At 73.7% G+C, this 18,025-nt stretch carries 13 protein-coding genes and 1 pseudogene; 12 read left to right on the plus strand and 2 right to left on the minus strand.

All coding sequences use genetic code 11. The annotated features are described in order from the left end of the window. The first annotated feature begins 10 nt into the window (after positions 1-10). From IE172_RS32175 to IE172_RS32220, 10 genes and pseudogenes are all read left to right on the plus strand, one after another. Positions 11-1,354 carry an ABC transporter substrate-binding protein gene (locus IE172_RS32175; protein ID WP_190100887.1) on the plus strand — a complete coding sequence of 448 codons (1,344 nt, stop codon included), beginning with the start codon at positions 11-13 and terminating at the stop codon, positions 1,352-1,354. A 3-nt stretch (positions 1,355-1,357) separates the two neighbouring features. Continuing rightward, positions 1,358-2,311, plus strand: coding sequence for a carbohydrate ABC transporter permease (locus IE172_RS32180; protein ID WP_190100888.1), 954 nt, complete (start codon positions 1,358-1,360; stop codon positions 2,309-2,311). Next, positions 2,308-3,168 (plus strand): carbohydrate ABC transporter permease, encoded by an 861-nt coding sequence (locus IE172_RS32185; protein WP_190100889.1) that lies wholly within the window; start codon positions 2,308-2,310, stop codon positions 3,166-3,168. Before IE172_RS32180 ends, IE172_RS32185 begins: the two co-directional genes overlap by 4 nt. Positions 3,169-3,205: 37 nt before the next feature. Next, positions 3,206-4,789 carry a glycoside hydrolase family 13 protein gene (locus tag IE172_RS32190; protein WP_190100890.1) on the plus strand — a complete coding sequence of 528 codons (1,584 nt, stop codon included), beginning with the start codon at positions 3,206-3,208 and terminating at the stop codon, positions 4,787-4,789. 74 nt (positions 4,790-4,863) lie between these two features. Beyond that, entirely contained in the window at positions 4,864-7,002 is a 2,139-nt protein-coding gene (locus tag IE172_RS32195; protein ID WP_438817030.1) for a discoidin domain-containing protein, read from the plus strand. Positions 7,003-7,101: 99 nt separating this feature from the next. Continuing rightward, a pseudogene (locus IE172_RS32200) lies at positions 7,102-7,266 on the plus strand (glutathione S-transferase family protein); the annotation flags it as partial. Between the two features lie 157 nt (positions 7,267-7,423). Continuing rightward, on the plus strand, positions 7,424-10,084 hold the full coding sequence (gene lanKC, locus IE172_RS32205) for a class III lanthionine synthetase LanKC (RefSeq protein WP_190100892.1): 2,661 nt from the start codon (positions 7,424-7,426) through the stop codon (positions 10,082-10,084). Beyond that, on the plus strand, positions 10,081-10,209 hold the full coding sequence (gene ramS, locus IE172_RS32210) for a mycelium formation morphogenetic lantipeptide SapB (protein WP_003972313.1): 129 nt from the start codon (positions 10,081-10,083) through the stop codon (positions 10,207-10,209). The genes lanKC and ramS overlap by 4 nt, the downstream gene beginning before the upstream one ends. Positions 10,210-10,372: 163 nt before the next feature. Further along, entirely contained in the window at positions 10,373-12,163 is a 1,791-nt protein-coding gene (locus IE172_RS32215; protein ID WP_190100893.1) for an ABC transporter ATP-binding protein, read from the plus strand. 83 nt (positions 12,164-12,246) lie between these two features. After that, the gene (locus IE172_RS32220; protein WP_190100921.1) at positions 12,247-14,181 is read left to right on the plus strand and encodes an ATP-binding cassette domain-containing protein; all 1,935 of its coding nucleotides are present in this window, start codon (positions 12,247-12,249) and stop codon (positions 14,179-14,181) included. 37 nt (positions 14,182-14,218) lie between these two features. Here the strand turns inward: IE172_RS32220 and IE172_RS32225 are convergent, their stop codons facing one another. Then, complete coding sequence (locus tag IE172_RS32225; RefSeq protein WP_306432832.1) at positions 14,219-14,815, minus strand: response regulator transcription factor; 597 nt, start codon at positions 14,813-14,815, stop codon at positions 14,219-14,221. 533 nt (positions 14,816-15,348) lie between these two features. Here IE172_RS32225 and IE172_RS32230 point away from each other — a divergent pair. Then, positions 15,349-15,963, plus strand: coding sequence for a TetR/AcrR family transcriptional regulator (locus IE172_RS32230; RefSeq protein ID WP_190100895.1), 615 nt, complete (start codon positions 15,349-15,351; stop codon positions 15,961-15,963). 139 nt (positions 15,964-16,102) lie between these two features. On the opposite strand, the gene IE172_RS32235 is transcribed toward IE172_RS32230, so the two are convergent. Beyond that, positions 16,103-17,068, minus strand: coding sequence for a DUF2510 domain-containing protein (locus tag IE172_RS32235; protein ID WP_190100896.1), 966 nt, complete (start codon positions 17,066-17,068; stop codon positions 16,103-16,105). A 377-nt stretch (positions 17,069-17,445) separates the two neighbouring features. Here IE172_RS32235 and IE172_RS32240 point away from each other — a divergent pair. Beyond that, on the plus strand, positions 17,446-18,025 hold a 580-nt coding region (locus IE172_RS32240), incomplete at its 3' end, for an ATP-binding protein (RefSeq protein WP_190100897.1).

Below are 18,025 nucleotides of genomic sequence, written 5' to 3' on the forward strand. Positions count from 1 at the left end.
GGGTCCACCGATGAGAAGCACCGGGATCCGTCGTACCCTCGTCGCGCTCGGCGTCGGCGCGCTCACGCTCACCGCCTGCGGATCGGACGGCGGCGAAGCCGCCGACGGCAAGACCCGCATCACCGTCAACTGCATGCCTCCCCGGAGCGCCGAGGTCGACCGGCGGTTCTTCGAAGAGGACGTCGCCGCCTTCGAGAAGAAGAACCCGGACATCGACGTCGTCCCGCACGACGCGTTCCCCTGCCAGGACCCGAAGACGTTCGACGCCAAACTCGCCGGCGGGCAGATGGAGGACGTCTTCTACACGTACTTCACCGACGCCAAGCACGTCGTCGACATCGACCAGGCGGCCGATCTCACCCCGTACGTGAAGGAGTTGAAGAGCTACGACTCCATCCAGCGGCAGCTGCGGGACATCTACACCGTCGACGGCAGGATCTACGGGATACCGCGCACCGGCTACTCGATGGGGCTGGTCTACAACCGGGAACTGTTCGAGAAGGCCGGCCTCGACCCCGACCGGCCGCCCACCACCTGGGCCGAGGTCCGGGACGCCGCCAGGAGGATCGCCGCGCTCGGCGACGGCACCGTCGGATACGCCGACTACAGCGCCCAGAACCAGGGCGGCTGGCACTTCACCGCCGAGCTGTACTCCCGTGGCGGCGATGTCGTCGGAGCCGGCGGCAAGAAGGCCACCGTCGACACGCCCGAGGGCCGCGCCGTGCTCCGGACGCTGCACGACATGCGGTGGAAGGACAAGTCGATGGGCAGCAGGCAACTGCTCGTCATCAACGACGTCCAGCAGATGATGGGCGCCGGCAGACTCGGCATGTACCTCGCCGCCCCCGACAACATCCCCATCCTGGTCAAGGAGAAGGGCGCCTCCTACGAGGACATGGCCCTGGCCCCCATGCCGGGCGGCAAGGCCACCCTCATCGGCGGCGACGGCTACATGTTCCACAAGAAGGCCTCGCCCGAGCAGATCCGCGCCGGCCTGAAGTGGCTCGACCACATGTTCCTCACCCCGGGCGACGGATTCCTCGGCGACCACGCCCGCGCCAGGAAGCACGACGCCCCGGTCGGCCTGCCCGAACCCCGCCTGTTCACCGGCGCCGCCGACGACCGGGACCAGCAGGTCAAGAAGGCCAACGCCAACGTCCCGGTGGAGAACTACCAGGCGTTCCTCGACGGCAACCAGGCCCTGGAGATGAAGATCGAGCCACCCCACGCCCAGCAGCTCTACTCCGTCCTCGACGGGGTCGTCTCCGCCGTCCTCACCAAGGAGGACGCGGACATCGACCGGCTCCTGAAGGACGCCTCAGGCAAGATCGACGGCATCCTCGCCCGGAGCTGACCCGTGACGAAGACGGCCGAACGGCCGGCCGCGGCCCCACGCGTCCGCCCGGTGAAGGCGCCACCCCCGGCGGGGGCCCGAGGGCGGCGCCGTCTCACCGACCACCTGCGCGCCTACGGCTTCCTCCTCGGCGGCCTCGTCTGCTTCGCCCTGTTCTCCTGGTACCCGGCGATCCGCGCCGTCGTGATCGCCTTCCAGAAGTACACCCCGGGCTCGGACCCCGAATGGGCCGGCACCGCCAACTTCACCCGGGTCCTCGACGACCCCGAATTCGGCGCCGCCTGGCGCAACACGCTCACCTTCACCCTGCTCGCCCTGCTGCTGGGCTTCGCGATCCCCTTCGTCCTGGCCCTCGTCCTCAACGAACTCCGGCACGCCAGAGCCTTCTTCCGGGTCGTCGTCTACCTGCCCGTGATGATCCCGCCCGTGGTCAGCGCCCTGCTGTGGAAGTGGTTCTACGACCCGGGCGCCGGCCTCGCCAACGAGGCCCTGCGCCTCCTCCACCTGCCCACGTCCCACTGGACCAACGGTGCCGACACCGCGCTGATCTCCCTGGTCGTCGTCGCCACCTGGGCCAACATGGGCGGCACCGTGCTCATCTACCTGGCCGCCCTGCAGTCCGTCCCCGGCGAACTCTACGAGGCCGCCGAACTGGACGGCGCGAACCTGCTCCAGCGCGTCCGCCACGTGACGGTCCCGCAGACCCGCTTCGTGATCCTCATGCTGATGCTGCTCCAGATCATCGCCACCATGCAGGTGTTCACCGAACCCTTCGTGATCACCGGCGGCGGTCCGGAGAACTCGACCGTGACCGTCCTCTACCTCATCTACAAGTACGCCTTCCTCTACAACGACTTCGGCGGCGCCTGCGCACTGAGCGTGATGCTCCTCGCCCTGCTGGGCGTGTTCTCCGCCGTCTACCTCCGCCTCACCCGCTCCGGAGAGGAGGCCGCATGAACACCCGCACCCTGGTGTCCCCGGCCGTCCTGGCCCGCCCGCGCGGCAAGGCCGCCTACTGGACCGTCTTCACGGGCGTCGTGGTGCTCTTCGCGCTCGCCTTCCTCTTCCCCGTCTACTGGATGGCGAGCGGCGCGATGAAGTCACCGGACGAGGTGGCCCGCACCCCGCCCACCCTCCTCCCCGAGAGGTGGAGCACCAGCGGCTACACCGATGCCTGGGAACTGATGAGACTGCCGGCCCACCTGTGGAACACGGTGGTGCAGGCGGCCGGCGCCTGGCTGTTCCAGCTCGTGTTCTGCACGGCCGCCGCCTACGCGCTCTCCAGGCTCCGGCCCGCCTTCGGCACCCTGATCCTCGGCGGCATCCTCGCGACGCTGATGGTGCCGGCCCAGGCCCTCGTCGTACCGAAGTACCTGACCGTGGCGGACCTCGGACTGCTCAACGACCCCCTCGCCATCTGGCTGCCGGCCGTCGCCAACGCCTTCAACCTCTACCTGCTCAAGCGGTTCTTCGACCAGCTTCCCGGGGACGTGCTCGAGGCGGCCGAGATGGACGGCGCGGGCAGGCTGCGCACCCTGTGGTCGATCGTGCTGCCCATGTCGCGGCCCGTCCTCGGCGTCGTGTCGATCTTCGCGCTGGTCGCCGTCTGGCAGGACTTCCTGTGGCCCCTGATGGTCTTCTCCGACACCGGGAAGCAGCCGATCAGCGTGGCCCTCGTGCAACTGTCGCAGAACATCCAGCTGACCGTGCTCATCGCCGCGATGGTCATCGCCAGCATCCCCATGGTCGCGCTGTTCCTCGTCTTCCAGCGGCACATCATCGCCGGAATCAGCGCGGGCGGCACCAAGGGCTGACACCGCGCCTCATCCACCCGAGAGAAAGGCACGCACCGTGGGACAGCCCACCCCCGACCGCGACGACGACTGGTGGCGCTCCGCCGTCATCTACCAGGTGTACGTCCGCAGCTTCGCCGACGGTGACGGCGACGGCACCGGCGACCTCACGGGCGTCCGCGCCGCGCTGCCGTACCTCGCCGAACTCGGCGTCGACGCCCTGTGGTTCAACCCCTGGTACCTGTCCCCGATGAAGGACGGCGGCTACGACGTCGCCGACTACCGGGCGATCGACCCGGCCTTCGGTACCCTCGCCGAGGCGGAGAAACTCATCGCCGAGGCCCGGGAACTCGGCATCCGCACGATCGTCGACATCGTGCCCAACCACGTGTCCGACCAGCACCCCTGGTTCCGGGCGGCGCTCGCGGGCGGGCCCGAGCGGGACCTGTTCCACTTCCGCCCCGGACGCGGCGAGCACGGCGAACGCCCGCCGAACGACTGGCGGTCGGAGTTCGGCGGCCCCGCCTGGACCCGGCTGCCGGACGGCGACTGGTACCTCCACCTGTTCGCACCCGAACAGCCCGACCTCAACTGGGCGCACCCCGCCGTCCGCCGGGAGCACGAGGACATCCTGCGCTTCTGGTTCGAGCGGGGCGTCGCCGGAGTCCGCGTCGACTCCGCCGCGCTGCCCGCGAAGGACCCCCGGCTGCCGGACTTCGTGGCCGGCCGCGACCCGCACCCCTACGTCGACCGCGACGAACTCCACGACATCTACCGCGGCTGGCGGGCCGTCGCCGACGAGTACGGCGCCGTCTTCGTCGGCGAGGTCTGGCTCCCGGACACCGAACGCTTCGCCCGCTACCTGCGCCCCGACGAACTCCACACCGCGTTCAACTTCTCCTTCATGACCTGCCCCTGGGACGCGGCCCGGCTGCGCGCCTCCATCGACGACACCCTCGCCGAGCACGCGCCGGTCGGCGCGCCCGCCACCTGGGTGCTGTGCAACCACGACGTCACCCGCACGGTCACCCGCTACGGCCGCGCCGACACCGGTTTCGACTTCGCCACCAAGACCTTCGGCACCCCGACCGACCTCGCCCTCGGCACCCGCCGGGCCCGCGCCGCAGCCCTGCTCTCCCTGGCCCTGCCCGGCACGGTCTACCTCTACCAGGGCGAAGAGCTCGGCCTGCCCGAGGCCGACATCCCGCTCGACCGCATCGAGGACCCCATGCACGCCCGCTCCGGCGGCACCGACCCCGGACGTGACGGATGCCGGGTGCCGCTGCCGTGGACCGCGGACGCGCCGCACGCCGGCTTCGGCGGCGAACCGTGGCTGCCCCAGCCCGCCGGCTGGGCCTCGTACGCGGCCGACCGGCAGGCCCGGGACCCCGGCTCCACGCTCACCCTGTACCGCGAGGCGATCCGGCTGCGCCCCGTCTTCGGCGACGGCCCGCTCACCTGGCTGCCCGCCCCCGACGGCGTGCTCGCCTTCGCCCGCGCGGACGGCGGCGCCCTGTGCGTGGTCAACCTCGCCGACACACCCGCCGCCCTCCCCGCCCGGTCGGCGCCGCTCCTCGCGAGCGGCCCCCTGGACCCCGACGGACGCCTGCCGAAGGACACCGCGGTCTGGCTGCGCGCCTGAGACCGCCCCCGCCTGTCCCGCACCCCCACCACGAAGGGACCACCATGAGCGCCACCGGATCTTCTGTCAGGAGCATGTCGGCCATCGGTACGGTCGTCGCCGTCGCCGCCGGCATGCTCGTCGCCCTCGCGCCCGCACCCGCCCACGCCGCCGCGGGCGCCACCCTCCCCTTCACCTCGGTCGAGGCCGAGGCGGCGACCGGCACCGGCACGACCATCGGCCCGGACCACACGCAGGGCACCCTCGCCTCCGAGGCCTCCGGCCGCCGGGCCGTACGCCTCGACGCCGGACAGCGCGTCGAGTTCAGCGTGCCGCGCGCGGCCAACGCCGTGAACGTCTCCTACAGCGTCCCCGACGGCCGGTCCGGCTCGCTCGACGTGTACGTCAACGGCCGGAAACTGGCACGGACCCTGCCGGTGACGTCCAGGTACTCCTACGTCGACACACCCTGGATCGCAGGCGCCCGGACCCACCACTTCTACGACAACTCCCGTCTGCTGCTGGGCACCGACGTCCGGGCCGGCGACACCGTCGCCCTCCAGGCCACCGGCGTCCAGGTCACCGTGGACGTCGCCGACTTCGAGCAGGCGTCCGCTCCCGCGGACCGGCCCGCCGGGTCGGTCTCCGTGACCGACAAGGGCGCCGACCCCAGCGGCGCGGCCGACTCCACCCAGGCTTTCCGAGAGGCGATCGCCGCCGCACCCGGGGGAGTGGTGTGGATCCCGCCGGGCGAGTACCGGCTCACCTCCTCGCTGAGCGGCGTCCAGAACGTCACCCTCCGGGGTGCGGGCCACTGGCACTCGATCGTCCGCGGCTCCCGCTTCATCGACCAGCAGAGCTCCTCCGGCAACGTCCACCTCAAGGACTTCGCGGTCATCGGCGAGGTCACCGAACGCGTCGACTCCAGCCCCGACAACTTCGTCAACGGCTCCCTCGGCCCGGGCTCCTCCGTCTCCGGCATGTGGCTTCAGCACCTCAAGGTGGGGCTCTGGCTGACCGGCAGCAACGACAACCTCGTCGTCGAGAACAACCGGTTCCTCGACATGACGGCCGACGGCCTCAACCTCAACGGCAACGCGCGCGGAGTGAGGGTCCGCAACAACTTCCTGCGCAACCAGGGCGACGACGCCCTCGCCATGTGGTCGCTGCACGCGCCGAACTCCGACAGCAGCTTCGAGAACAACACCGTCTCCCAGCCCAACCTCGCCAACGGCATCGCGATCTACGGCGGCACCGACATCACCGTCCGGAACAACCTGGTCACCGACACCAACGCCCTCGGCAGCGGCATCGCGATCTCCAACCAGAAGTTCCTCGACCCCTTCCACCCCCTGGCCGGCACGATCACCGTCGACGGCAACACCCTGGTCCGCACGGGCGCCATGAACCCCAACTGGAACCACCCGATGGGCGCCCTGCGCGTCGACTCCTACGACAGCGCCATCGAGGCGCAGGTCAGGATCACCGGCACGACCCTCACCGACAGCCCCTACAGCGCCTTCGAGTTCGTCTCCGGCAGCGGACGCGGGTACGCCGCGAAGAACATCACCGTCGACGGTGCCACCGTGACCAAGGCGGGCACGGTCGTCGTGCAGGCGGAGACGCAGGGCGCCGCCACCTTCCGCAACGTCACGGCGACCGGCGTCGGATCGGCCGGCGTCTACAACTGCCCCCATCCCTCCGGCTCCGGCACCTTCACCGTCACCGACGGCGGCGGCAACTCGGGCTGGGGCAGCACCTGGTCCGACTGCTCCACCTGGCCCCGGCCCGGCGAGGGCGAACCCGGCCCCGACCCGGACCGCAACCTCGCGCAGGGCCGGCCGGCCTCCGCCACGGGCTCCCAGGACGTCTACACCCCCGGCAAGGCGGTCGACGGCGACGCACACAGCTACTGGGAGTCCGCCAACCACGCCTTCCCGCAGTCCCTGACCGTCGACCTCGGCACCGTCCGGCCGGTGCGCCGACTGGTGCTGAAGCTGCCCCCGCAGGCCGCGTGGCAGGCCCGGACGCAGACCCTGTCCGTCCAGGGCAGCACCGACGGTGCGTCCTACGCGACGGTGGTGGCCTCGCGGGCCTACCGCTTCGACCCGGCCACCGGCAACACGGTGACGATCCCCGTCAGCGGCGACCTCCGCCACCTCCGGCTGCACGTCACCGGCAACACCGGCTGGCCGGCCGCCCAGTTCAGCGAGGTGGAGGCGTACCTGTCCTGACCGCGGGACGCCGCGCTTCGCCGCCCGGATCCGCTCATGGACGCAGGTCCGCGGGCCGGCGAAGCGCGGGGCCACGCGGAGCGGGAGGCCGACAGCACGGACCACCCCGCCCTCTGCGCCCGCCGCCTGGCCGCCCACCCGGCCTTCGGCACCCACCAGGACCTCGACGGCATCGAACGACGTCACCACGCCCGCTCTCACGGACTGGAGGCCGCGGGAGCGGCCGTGCGGATCCCGGACCGGGCGGCACACGCGGCCCGCTGACCCTTCCACCGGGCACCCCGGTCGCCTTCACCCCGGCGCGACGTCCGTGGTTACTCGTGCGTTCCGCACATCAAGGTGATGACAGCGGTGACTGTGCGGGACGGTACGCACCGTGACAGCGTCTTCCCCGTCAGCGACCGGACGGGAGGGAGACGGCGTGAACAAGGGCTATGCCGTGTACTGCGACGCGGACCCGTACTTCTACGACGCTCCGCACCGCACCGTCTCCGCGGCCGGCGCGGGGCGCACCCGGTACGCCGCCGCCTCGTGGCCCGTCCCGGAGGGATGGCAGCGCAACGAGAGCGGGGACTGGCTCGCCCTGCGTCCGACCGACGCCGAACTGCCCGACCAGGGCTGGAAGATCCACGTCTCCGCGTGCCTCGACAACGCCGAGTCCGTGCTGGAACGGGTGTGGCGGCACTGCGTCGCCGGCGGCACCGCCTTCAAGTTCGTCCCCAGCCGCTACCTGCTGCACCAGCGCAACGCCAAGTACGCGGACCGCTCCGGCAGCGGCAAGTTCATCACCGTCTACCCGGCGGACGAGGAGCGGTTCGAACAGCTCGCGGACGAGCTGGGGCGGCTGCTGGCCGGCGAACCCGGACCGCACATCCTGAGCGACCTGCGGCTCGGCGACGGCCCCGTGCACGTCCGCTACGGCGGGTTCACCCGGCGCAACTGCTACGACGCGAACGGGGAGTTGCGTCCGGCCGTGACCGGCCCCGACGGGGTGCTCGTGCCCGATCTGCGCGGCCCCGTCTTCCGCGTACCGGACTGGGTGGAACCGCCCGCGTTCCTGCGTCCGCACCTGGAGGCACGCGACGCGCTGACCGTGGCCGGTCTGCCCTACGCCATCGAGTCGGCACTGCACTTCTCCAACGGCGGCGGTGTCTACCTCGCCCGCGACTCCCGCACCGGGCAGCGGGTCGTCCTCAAGGAGGCCCGTCCGCACGCCGGCCTGGCGGCCGACGGCGCGGACGCCGTCACCCGGCTGCACCGTGAACGCCGCGCGCTGGAGAGCCTGTCCGGTCTCGACTGCACCCCCGAGGTGCTCGACCACTTCACCGTCGGCGAACACCACTTCCTGGTGATGGAGCACATCGACGGCAAGCCGCTCAACACGTTCTTCGCCCGCCGTCACCCGCTCATCGAGGCCGACCCCGGCGAGGAGCGGCTGGCCGAGTACACGGCCTGGGCCCTCGACGTCCACGCCCGGGTGGAACGCGCCGTGGAGGACGTCCACGCCCGCGGTGTGGTCTTCAACGACCTGCACCTGTTCAACATCATGATCCGCGAGGACGACAGCGTCGCCCTGCTGGACTTCGAGGCCGCGCACCAGGTCGGCGAAGCCGGCCGGCAGACCGTCGCCAACCCGGGGTTCGTGGCACCGTCCGACCGCAGGGGCGTCGCGGTGGACCGGTACGCGCTGGCCTGTCTGCGGCTCGCGCTGTTCCTCCCGCTGACCAGCCTGCTGGCCCTGGACCGGCGCAAGGCGGCCCACCTCGCCGACGTGGTGGCCGGACAGTTCCCCGTGGACCGGGCGTTCCTGGACGCGGCGGTCGACGAGATCACCCGCAGCGCCGCCACCGAGCCCGCCGGCACCCCGGCGGCCGTACGGGAGGACGGACCGGTGGTCCCGGTCCGCCCCGGCGACTGGCCCAGCAGCCGGGACTCGATGGCCGCGGCGATCCGCGCCTCGGCGACACCGTCCCGCACCGACCGCCTCTTCCCCGGCGACATCGCCCAGTTCGGCACGGCCGGCGGCGGACTGGCCTTCGGCCACGGCGCGGCAGGAGTGCTGTACGCGCTGGCCGAGAGCGGCGCGGGCCGGTACGAGGACGGGGAACAGTGGCTCCTGGAGCGGACCAAGCAACCGCCGTCGGGCATGCCGCTCGGTTTCCACGACGGCCTCGCCGGTGTCGCCTGGACGCTGGAACACCTCGGTCACCGCGACCGCGCCCTCGACCTCGCCGAACTGCTCCTCGACCAGCCCTTCGACGACCTGGCCCCGGACCTGCACAGCGGCACCGCCGGACTGGGCCTGGCCCTGGACTCGCTGGCCGCGGCTACGGGGGAGAGCGCCCTGCGCACCGCCGCGCGGCGCTGCGCCGAGCTGACCGCCCGGAGCGGGTCCGCCGGGGACGGGAGCGCCGGCCGGGGCCGCGCGGGCCTGCTGCACGGCGCCGCCGGGCGGGCCCTGCTCTTCCTGCGGCTGTACGAAGCCGACCGGGACCCCGCTCTGCTCGACCTCGCGCGCGACGAGCTGCGCCGGGACCTCGCCCGGTGCGTACGCGGCGCGGGCGGCGCGCTCCAGGTCGACGAGGGCTGGCGCACCATGCCCTACCTGGGCGCGGGCAGCGTGGGCATCGGGATGGTGCTCGACGACTACCTGGCGCACCGCCAGGACGAGGACTTCGCCCGGGCGAGAGGCGAGATCGTGGCCGCGGCGCAGGCCATGTTCTACGCCCAGCCGGGCCTGTACCGGGGGGTGGCCGGGATGGTGCTGCACCTCGGCCGCACGACGGCCGGGATGCCCGGCACCGGTCCCGAGGCCATCCGGCGGCAGCTCGACGCGCTCTCCTGGCACGCGATGTCCTACCGCGGCCGGCTCGCCTTCCCCGGCGAGCAGATGATGCGCCTGTCGATGGACCTCTCCACGGGCACGGCCGGATGCCTGCTCGCCGTCGCCTCCGTCCGCGGCACCCGGTCCGCCGGTCTGCCGTTCCTCCCGCCGCCCACCCGGCGGCCCCATGACTCGGCCCCTCCTGGGGTCGTGATGAAAGACGACAACCTGTCGCCGTACGAAGGGAAGACGTCATGAACCTGTTCGACCTGCAGTCGATGGAGACCCCCAAGGAAGAGGCCATGGGGGACGTGGAGACCGGCAGCCGCGCGAGCCTGCTGCTCTGCGGCGACAGCAGCCTGAGCATCACGACCTGTAACTGACACACGGGCCGGCCACCGCGGTGACGCGGTGAGCCCTGCCGCCCGGTACCGGCGCTCCGGGTTTCCGCCCGGGGCGCCGGTACCCGCATGCACGGACACCTCGGCCGGCCGGTCGCGCGGCCGGTGTCCCGACCCGGTGGGACGCACGGAAGGAGGCGGGCCGGTGCCGAGGAGCGGGTCCCGGGCACGGCGCGCGGGCACGGCGGGCGGCGCAGCCGGCGGTGCGACGCCGGGCCGCGCCCCCGAAGCGCTGGTGCTGCTGTGCTCGGTCGCTTCGGCCGCGGTGACCGTGGCCCAGCCCTACGTTCTCGGCCGCACACTGGATCTGCTCCTGCGCGACGGCGACACCGCCGGCGCCGCGGGACGCTGGCTGATGCTGAGCGTTGCGCTCCTCGTGGGCGAGCTGCTGCTCGACAGCCTCACCTCCCTGTTCACCGGACGCTGCAATGCCGCCTGGACGGCGTCCGTCCGGTCCCGTGCCCTCGACGGCCTCCTGCGAGCCGTACCGGACCGGGCACGGACGTACGCGCCGGGGGACGTCGGGACCCGGCTGACCCTGAACGCCGCCGACGCCGGAGCCGCCCCGGCGGCCCGGGCGGCGCTGGCGGCCTCGATGGCCACGCCCGTGGGCGCGCTGGCGGCGCTGGCCGTCGTCGACCTGTGGGTGGCCGCCTGCGTGCTGGCCGGGCTGCCCGCCCTGGGGTTCGTCCTGCGGGCCTTCGCCCGGGACACCGGCGCCTCGGTCGGCGCCTACCAGAAGACGCAGGCGGAGATCGCCTCCCGGCTGCTGGAGGCCATGGAGGGCGCGGCGACGATCGGCGCGGCGGGCACCCGCGCCCGTGAACGGGCCCGTGTGCTGGCGCCGTTGGACCGGCTGGCCGCCCAGGGCAGGCACATGTGGGTGCTCCACGGACGCGCCCTGGCCCGCAGCGGGGTCCTGGTCCCCCTGCTCACCCTCGCCGCCACGGCCGTCGGCGGCCTGCGGCTCGCCTCGGGCGCCCTGAGCGTGGGCGAACTCCTCGCCGTGATCCGCTACGCGCAGCTGACGGCCGGCATCGGTGGCGCCGCGTCCCTGCTGGGCGCGGTGGTGCGCGGCCGCGAGGCACGGAACCGGACCCTGGCCCTGGCCCGTGTCCCCGCGCTGGTCCACGGGACACGCCGGCTGCCGCCGGCCGGGCGGGGCGATCTCGAACTGCGCGGGGTACGCGTGGTGCGTGACGGCAGGCAGGTGCTGCGCGCCGACGGCGTGCGGGTGCCGGGCGGCGCCACGGCCGCGGTGGTCGGCCGCAGCGGAGCGGGGAAGTCCGTCCTGGCCGCCGTGGCGGGGCGGCTGGTCGACCCCGACGAGGGACACGTGCTGCTGGACGGCGTCCGCCTCGACCGGCTGACCCGCGACGCCCTGCGCACCGAGGTCGGCTACGCCTTCGAACGCCCCGCCCCGGCCGGGGGCACGGTCGCCGAGATGGTCGCCACCGGACCTCGGCGGGTCTCGCCCGAGCAGGTGCGGGAAGCCTGCCGAGCCGCGGGAGCCGACGGGTTCGTGCGCCGGCTGCCGCACGGGTACGACACCCCGCTGGCCGCGGCGCCTCTCTCGGGCGGCGAGCACCAACGCCTGGGTCTGGCACGGGCGTTCGCGCACGCCGGACGGCTGCTGATCCTGGACGACGCGACGTCCGGCCTGGACACCGCCACCGAGCACGAGGTGGACCGGGCGCTGCGCCGGTCGGTGCGTCCCGGGACCAGGCTGGTCGTCGCGCACCGCCCGTCGGTGGCGGCCCGGGCGGACCTGGTGATCTGGCTGGAGGAGGGGGAAGTGCGGGCCGTCGCGCCGCATGACGACCTGTGGGAACTGGCCGGCTACCGGGCGGTCTTCGCCGCCGGCCCGGCCGGGGCCCGGCAAGCGCCGGACGACGGAGCCACACACCGGCCCGCACCCGAGGGAGCACGGCCGTGACCCGCCGCGCCGCGTCCGCGGACACGCGCGGAACGGACCACGGGTCCGGAGCGGGGCGGGTAACCGACGACGAGTCCAGGGCGGTGCGCCAAGAGGACGACGGGTCCGGAGCCGTGCGGCGCCTCGCACCGCACGCCCGCCGGTTCCTCACCCGCCGCTCCGGGGTCCTGGTGCGGCTCGGCCTCTGGTCGCTGGCCGAGACCGGGCAGGCGTTCCTCGTGGGGTACGGAGTCGCCCGGGCCGTCGACCAGGGGTTCCTCGCCGGTGACACGCGCCGGGGGCTGCTCTGGCTCACGGTCGCGCTGGTGGCCGTGCTGCTCGGCGCCCCGGTGATCCGGGGCGTGTTCGCCCAGCTGGCCGGTCTGACGGAGCCGCTGCGCGACGGTCTGGTGCGGCACGCGGTCGACCGGTCCCTGGGACCCGCCGCCGCGGGCGGTCCCGGCGGGACGGACCGGGCGGCCGTCTCCCGGCTGACGAACCAGGTCGAGATCGCCCGGGACAGCTTCGCCGGTCTCGTCCTGACGCTCCGTTCGTTCGTCTTCACCGCCGCCGGAGCGCTGCTGGGGCTGCTGTCGCTGCATCCCTCCCTCCTGGTGGTGGTGCTTCCCCCGCTGTCGCTCGGTCTGGGGCTGTTCCTGGTGACGCTGCGCCCGATGGCGGCGGCGCAGCGACGCGCGCTGGCGGCCGACGAGGCCCTGGGCGACCACGCGGCCCGGTCGCGGGCGGCGTTGCGGGACCTGACCGCTTGCGGGACCGGGCCCGCGGCGGCGAGGCGCGGCGCGGAGCTGATCGAGGGTGCCGCGGCGGCGGCCCGTGTCCTGGCCGGCTGGGCGGCGGTTCGCACGGCGGCGCTCGGGGTCGCGGGTCACCTGCCGGTCCTGGCGCTGCTGCTGGCCGTTCCGTGGCTGCGCGGGCGGGGGGTGACGGCGGGCGCGCTGCTCGGCGCCTTCACCTACCTCGTCCAGTCGCTGCTGCCCGCCCTGCACACGCTGATGACCGCGCTCGGGGCGGCCGGGTCCCGGCTGCTGGTCGTCCTCGACCGCATCATCGGACCGGAGCAGCCGGAGCCGCGGCCGGAGCGGACCCGGGCAGCGGAGCCGGAGCGGGCCGGGGGGGCGGGGGGCGTGCGGGTGCCGGCGGCCACCCATCCGGAGCCCGCACCCGGGGCAGCGCCCCGTCCGGCCCCCGGCGCGGGCGGCGGGGCCGTCACCGCCCGGGTGACGGCCGCCGTCCCCTGCCCCGGCGACGACGCACCGGACCTGGGGGGACGCCCGGCGGACCGCGCCCGGACGGCGGCCGTGGAACTGCGGTCCGTGACGCTGTCCTACGGCGTGCGCGCCGAACCGGTCCTCGACTCGCTCGACCTGTGCGTCGCCCCGGGCGAGCACCTCGCCGTCGTCGGCCCCAGCGGCATCGGCAAGTCGACCCTCACCCGCCTGGTCGCGGGCACGCTGGCGCCCAGCGGCGGCGAGGTCAGGGTGGACGGCCGGGAGGTGACCGGGCGGCCGTCCGCCGAACTCGCCGCGCTGCGCGTCCTGGTGCCGCAGGAGGCGTACGTCTTCTCCGGCACCCTGAGCGACAACCTCACCTACCTCCGCCCGGACGCGAGCCGCGCGGACCTCGACGCGGCCGTCGACGCCCTCGGCCTGCGGCCCCTGGTGGAGCGGCTGGGCGGTTTCGACGCACCGGTGCGGCCCGCCGAACTCTCCCACGGCGAGCGGCAACTCGTCGCGCTGGCCCGCGCCTGGGTGTCACCCGCCCCCCTGCTGCTGCTCGACGAGGCCACCTGCCATCTCGACCCCGCCGCCGAGGCGCGCGCGGAGGAGGCCCTCGCACGGCGCCCGGGAACGCTCCTGGTGGTGGCGCACCGCCTGTCGTCCGCCGTACGCGCCGACCGGGTGCTGGTCCTGGACGGAACGGACGCCGTGTGCGGCACGCACGACGAGGTGCTGGACCGCTCGCCGCTCTACCGGGACCTGACGGGCCACTGGCAGGGCGGACCGGCCCGCCGGCGCTGACGGCGGCGGGCCGTCCGTAACCCGGACCGCCGCGCGCCTACGTCCAGCCGGCGCTCTGGAGGATGCGTATCGCGTCGACCCGGTTGCGGGCGCCCATCTTCCGTATGGCCGCGGCCATGTAGTTGCGGACGGTGCCCCGGGAGAGGTGCAGACGGGCCGCTATCTCGGCCATGGGCGCCCCCTGTGAGGCGAGGGACAGCACGCTCAGTTCACGGGTGGTCAGCGGCATCGCCGCGCCCTCCAGCAGGGCGACGGTGAGCGTCTCGTCGAGGAAGCGTTCACCCTTTGCGACCGTGTGCACCGCCGTGATCAGCCGTTGTGCCGGAGCGTTCTTGTCGACCAGCCCGAGAGCACCGCCGTCGAACGCCCGGCGGAGTATCCCCGGACGCGTGGCGGTCGTCAGCACGACGAGCCGGTCCCCGCGCCGCGCCCGGAAGGACGCGTCGTGCGTCTGCCCGGGACCCCACAGACAGTCGCCGTCCACGACCCACACGTCGGTCGGTAATACGTCACGATCCGGCAGGTCGGCGCCGGGTGCCCGGGACGAGACCTCCAGCGCGGCATCGGACCTCAGCAGTTGCACCAATGCCGATCGCAGCAGTTCCTCGTTGTGCACCACGACAGTACGAACCATGTCCCCCACCTCTGGTCAGCGGCCGAGCCCGGGGCAGTCGGCACTCGCCCCCCGAGCCACGGGCCATGTGCCCTGATCCGACCGGCGGGAACACGACACGTACGCACGAGCGAACCGCACCGGACGCAATGCGCCGCCCCCCAGGCCCCGGGAAGGGCGCGGCGGCTGTGCCCGCCCGGCCGAAAACGACGGATTCGCACGCCCTCGCCCGGATGCCGGCGGCCTCCGCGGCACGCGTCCGCCGGTCCCCGCTCCCGCGTCGGCGGCCACGGCCGCTGGCCACAGGGGTGTGCGGCCGTCCGGGTCCCGCGTGCCCCGCGGAACCGGGCGGCCGGTGCGACGCGCGCACGCCGCTCGCGGTTCGGCCGGAAACAGTCAGCGCGCAATCTGGCGCGAATCCCACGGTCGCCGGACGGCCCTCGCTCATCGAAACGAACACGTACCGATACGCCGGTGTACCGATACGCGTGCGTACCGGTAGAGTGGCGCGGCGGCGAACGCCGGACCCACCCGAGGAGCGAGGAGCGCGCACCATGACGTCGCAGGACGTGGACCGGCCCGGACCGGTCGGCACCTCCCGCCGCTCCAAGATCACCCCGGAGCGCGAGCGGGAGTTCTTCGACGCCGTGCTGCACCAGATCCGGGTTCACGGCTACGACGCGGTGACCATGGAGGGCATCGCCGCCGGCACCCGGTGCAGCAAGTCGACGCTGTACCGGCAGTGGGGGAGCAAGCCCCGGTTCGTCGCCGCGGCCCTGCGCTCCAGCGGACAGGCGCGGCTCGCCCGTATCGACACCGGTACCCTCGCCGGGGACCTGCGGGAGGTGGCGCGCCGCGCGGGGGAGTGGTCGCCGGAGGACACCACCCTGCTCCAGGCGCTCGGCCACGCGGTGACCCGGGACGCGGAGCTGGCACAGGCGCTGCGCGAGGCGCTGGTGGACCCGGAGCTCGCCGCGCTGGCGCTGATCCTGCGGCGCGGCGCCGAACGCGGGGAGGTGGATCCCGGCGATCCGGCGCTGGAGTACGTCCCGGCGCAGATCTTCGGCGTCCTGCGGGGCCGGCCCCTGCTGGAGGGACGGAACGCGGACGCGGACTACCTGACCCGGTTCGTCGAGGCCGCCGTACTGCCGGCGCTCGGCCTCCGATGAGACCCGGGCCGTCGCACCGGCACGACCGGACGGCGGCCCGCACGCGCCGCACCGTGGGGACGGGGGCGGCGCGTATCCCGGCCGGGTGGGACTCCTCTTGAGCGGAGGGGTGTCCCACCCGGCCGGCACCCACGGCGTGTCAGACGTCCTGCCCGTCGCCCCCGCCGCCCGCCGCCACTTCGATGCCCTCGACGATCTCGTCGAGGACGGCCTGCGTCTGGTCGGTGTCGACCCCGAAGCGCACCACGACGATCTGCTTGGGCTGCGCGGGGGACGGGAAGGCGAGCGACTGGACGAACCCGTCGGAGCCCTTGCTGGTGACCGCCTTCCAGCGCACCAGATAGCCCTTCTGCCCGGCCACGGTGACCGCCTTGGACGCCAGCACGTCGTGCGAGGTGATCTTTCCGTAGGCGTCCCCGCCGTAGCTCTCCTCCGCGTTCTCGGCGATGTCCGCCTTGGCGACCTCCTCGGCGGTGGCGCCCCGGCTGCCCAGCGCCACGGCCGGCGCCGAGTACGCACCGCCCTTGGTGCAGCTCTTGGACGTGTTGCCGGGGCAGTCGTAGGAGTCCTTCGACGTCACCGCGGCGCCCACCTGGAGTTCCTGGCCGTACCAGCCCTCGGGGACGGGCAGGCTGATGCCGCTCAGCGCGTCCGTCACCGACCCGCTCTCCACCCGCGGCGGCTCGGACGCGTCCGGCCCGGACTCCTCGCCCCCGCCGCCACGGCCGCCGTCCTGGTCGCCGTCCGGCCCGCCGTCCCGTGCTCCGGGCGACTGCGAGGCCGTGGCGTTCCCGCCCCCGCGGTCGTCCGCCAGCGCGTACACCCCCACGCCGATGCTCGCCAGGACGGCGACGGCCACCGCGACGGCTATGCCGTTGCGCACCTTGTGGCTCCGTCCGGGCGGCGGCGCGGCGGGGTACACCGGGTAGGCCGGGTACGCCGGCCCGGCCGTGCTGTCCGGCGCGGGCGGACCCCATGCGGCGGCCGAACCCGTCGGCCGGACCTGCTCCGTCCAGGCCGCGCCGTCCCACCAGCGCTCGGTGGCCGGTCCGTCATTCGTCTGCCCGGGATCGGGGTACCACCCGGGAGGAGTCACCTGCGTCATGCCCCCACCGTATGAGGCGACGGTGAAAGCCGTATGAGAGAGCCCCACCCGGACCGCTCCCGGCACCCGGCCGGCCTCCGGCGCCGGGACCGCGCCGGGCCCGGTGGTGCGGCGGCGCGTTCCTGTCCGCCCCCCTCGGCCCGTGCGCCCCGTCACTTCCGTGGCCGTGCGTGGCCCCCGCCCCGGCAGCCTCATCCCCCCTGCCCCTGGCGGCTGTTGACCATCAGGACCCGCTGGTGGGACATGACGGGCGTCGACTCGTCGTGATCCTCGTCACCCGTCACGGCAACACGTGTGCCGAGCGGGCACCGCTCGGGCGGACAGAGGACTACGTTCGACACCGGTACGTCATTCGGGCGACTCGGGGAGGTAGCGGGATGACGGAGGTACGGCCCCCGGCCGCTTCCTCGGCTTCCCTGTGGGAGCGCGACGAGGAAGTCGCCGCCCTCACGGAGGCCGTCGACATCCTGTGCGCCGACCGCTCCTCGCCCGGCGGCCTGCTGGTGCTCCGGGGCGAGGCGGGACTCGGCAAGACCGCGCTGCTGGCGGAGACCCGGCGCATCGCCGAGTCGCGCGGCTGCACCGTCTGGTCCGCCCGCGGCGGCGAGACCCTGCGCTCCGTCCCCTTCAACGTCTTACGCCAACTCCTGCAGCCCGCCCTGGTGTCGATGCTGCCGGAGGAGGCCCGCGAGTACCTCGGCGACTGGTACGACATCGCCGGCCCCGCCCTCGGCATAGCCGACCCCGGCGACCGGCACGCCGACCCGCAGGGCGTGTGCGACGGACTCGTGGCCGCCGTGCGCCGGCTGGCCCGCCGGGACTGGCCGCTGGTGCTGCTGATCGACGACGCCCACTGGGCCGACCAGGAGACCCTGTACTGGCTCGCCGCGTTCGCCGAACGCCTCGCCGACCTGTCCGTCCTCGTCGTCGTGGCCCGCCGGCCGGGCGAGATCTCCG

The organism is Streptomyces griseoflavus (assembly GCF_014649995.1).
Taxonomy (GTDB): Bacteria; Actinomycetota; Actinomycetes; order Streptomycetales; family Streptomycetaceae; genus Streptomyces; species Streptomyces griseoflavus.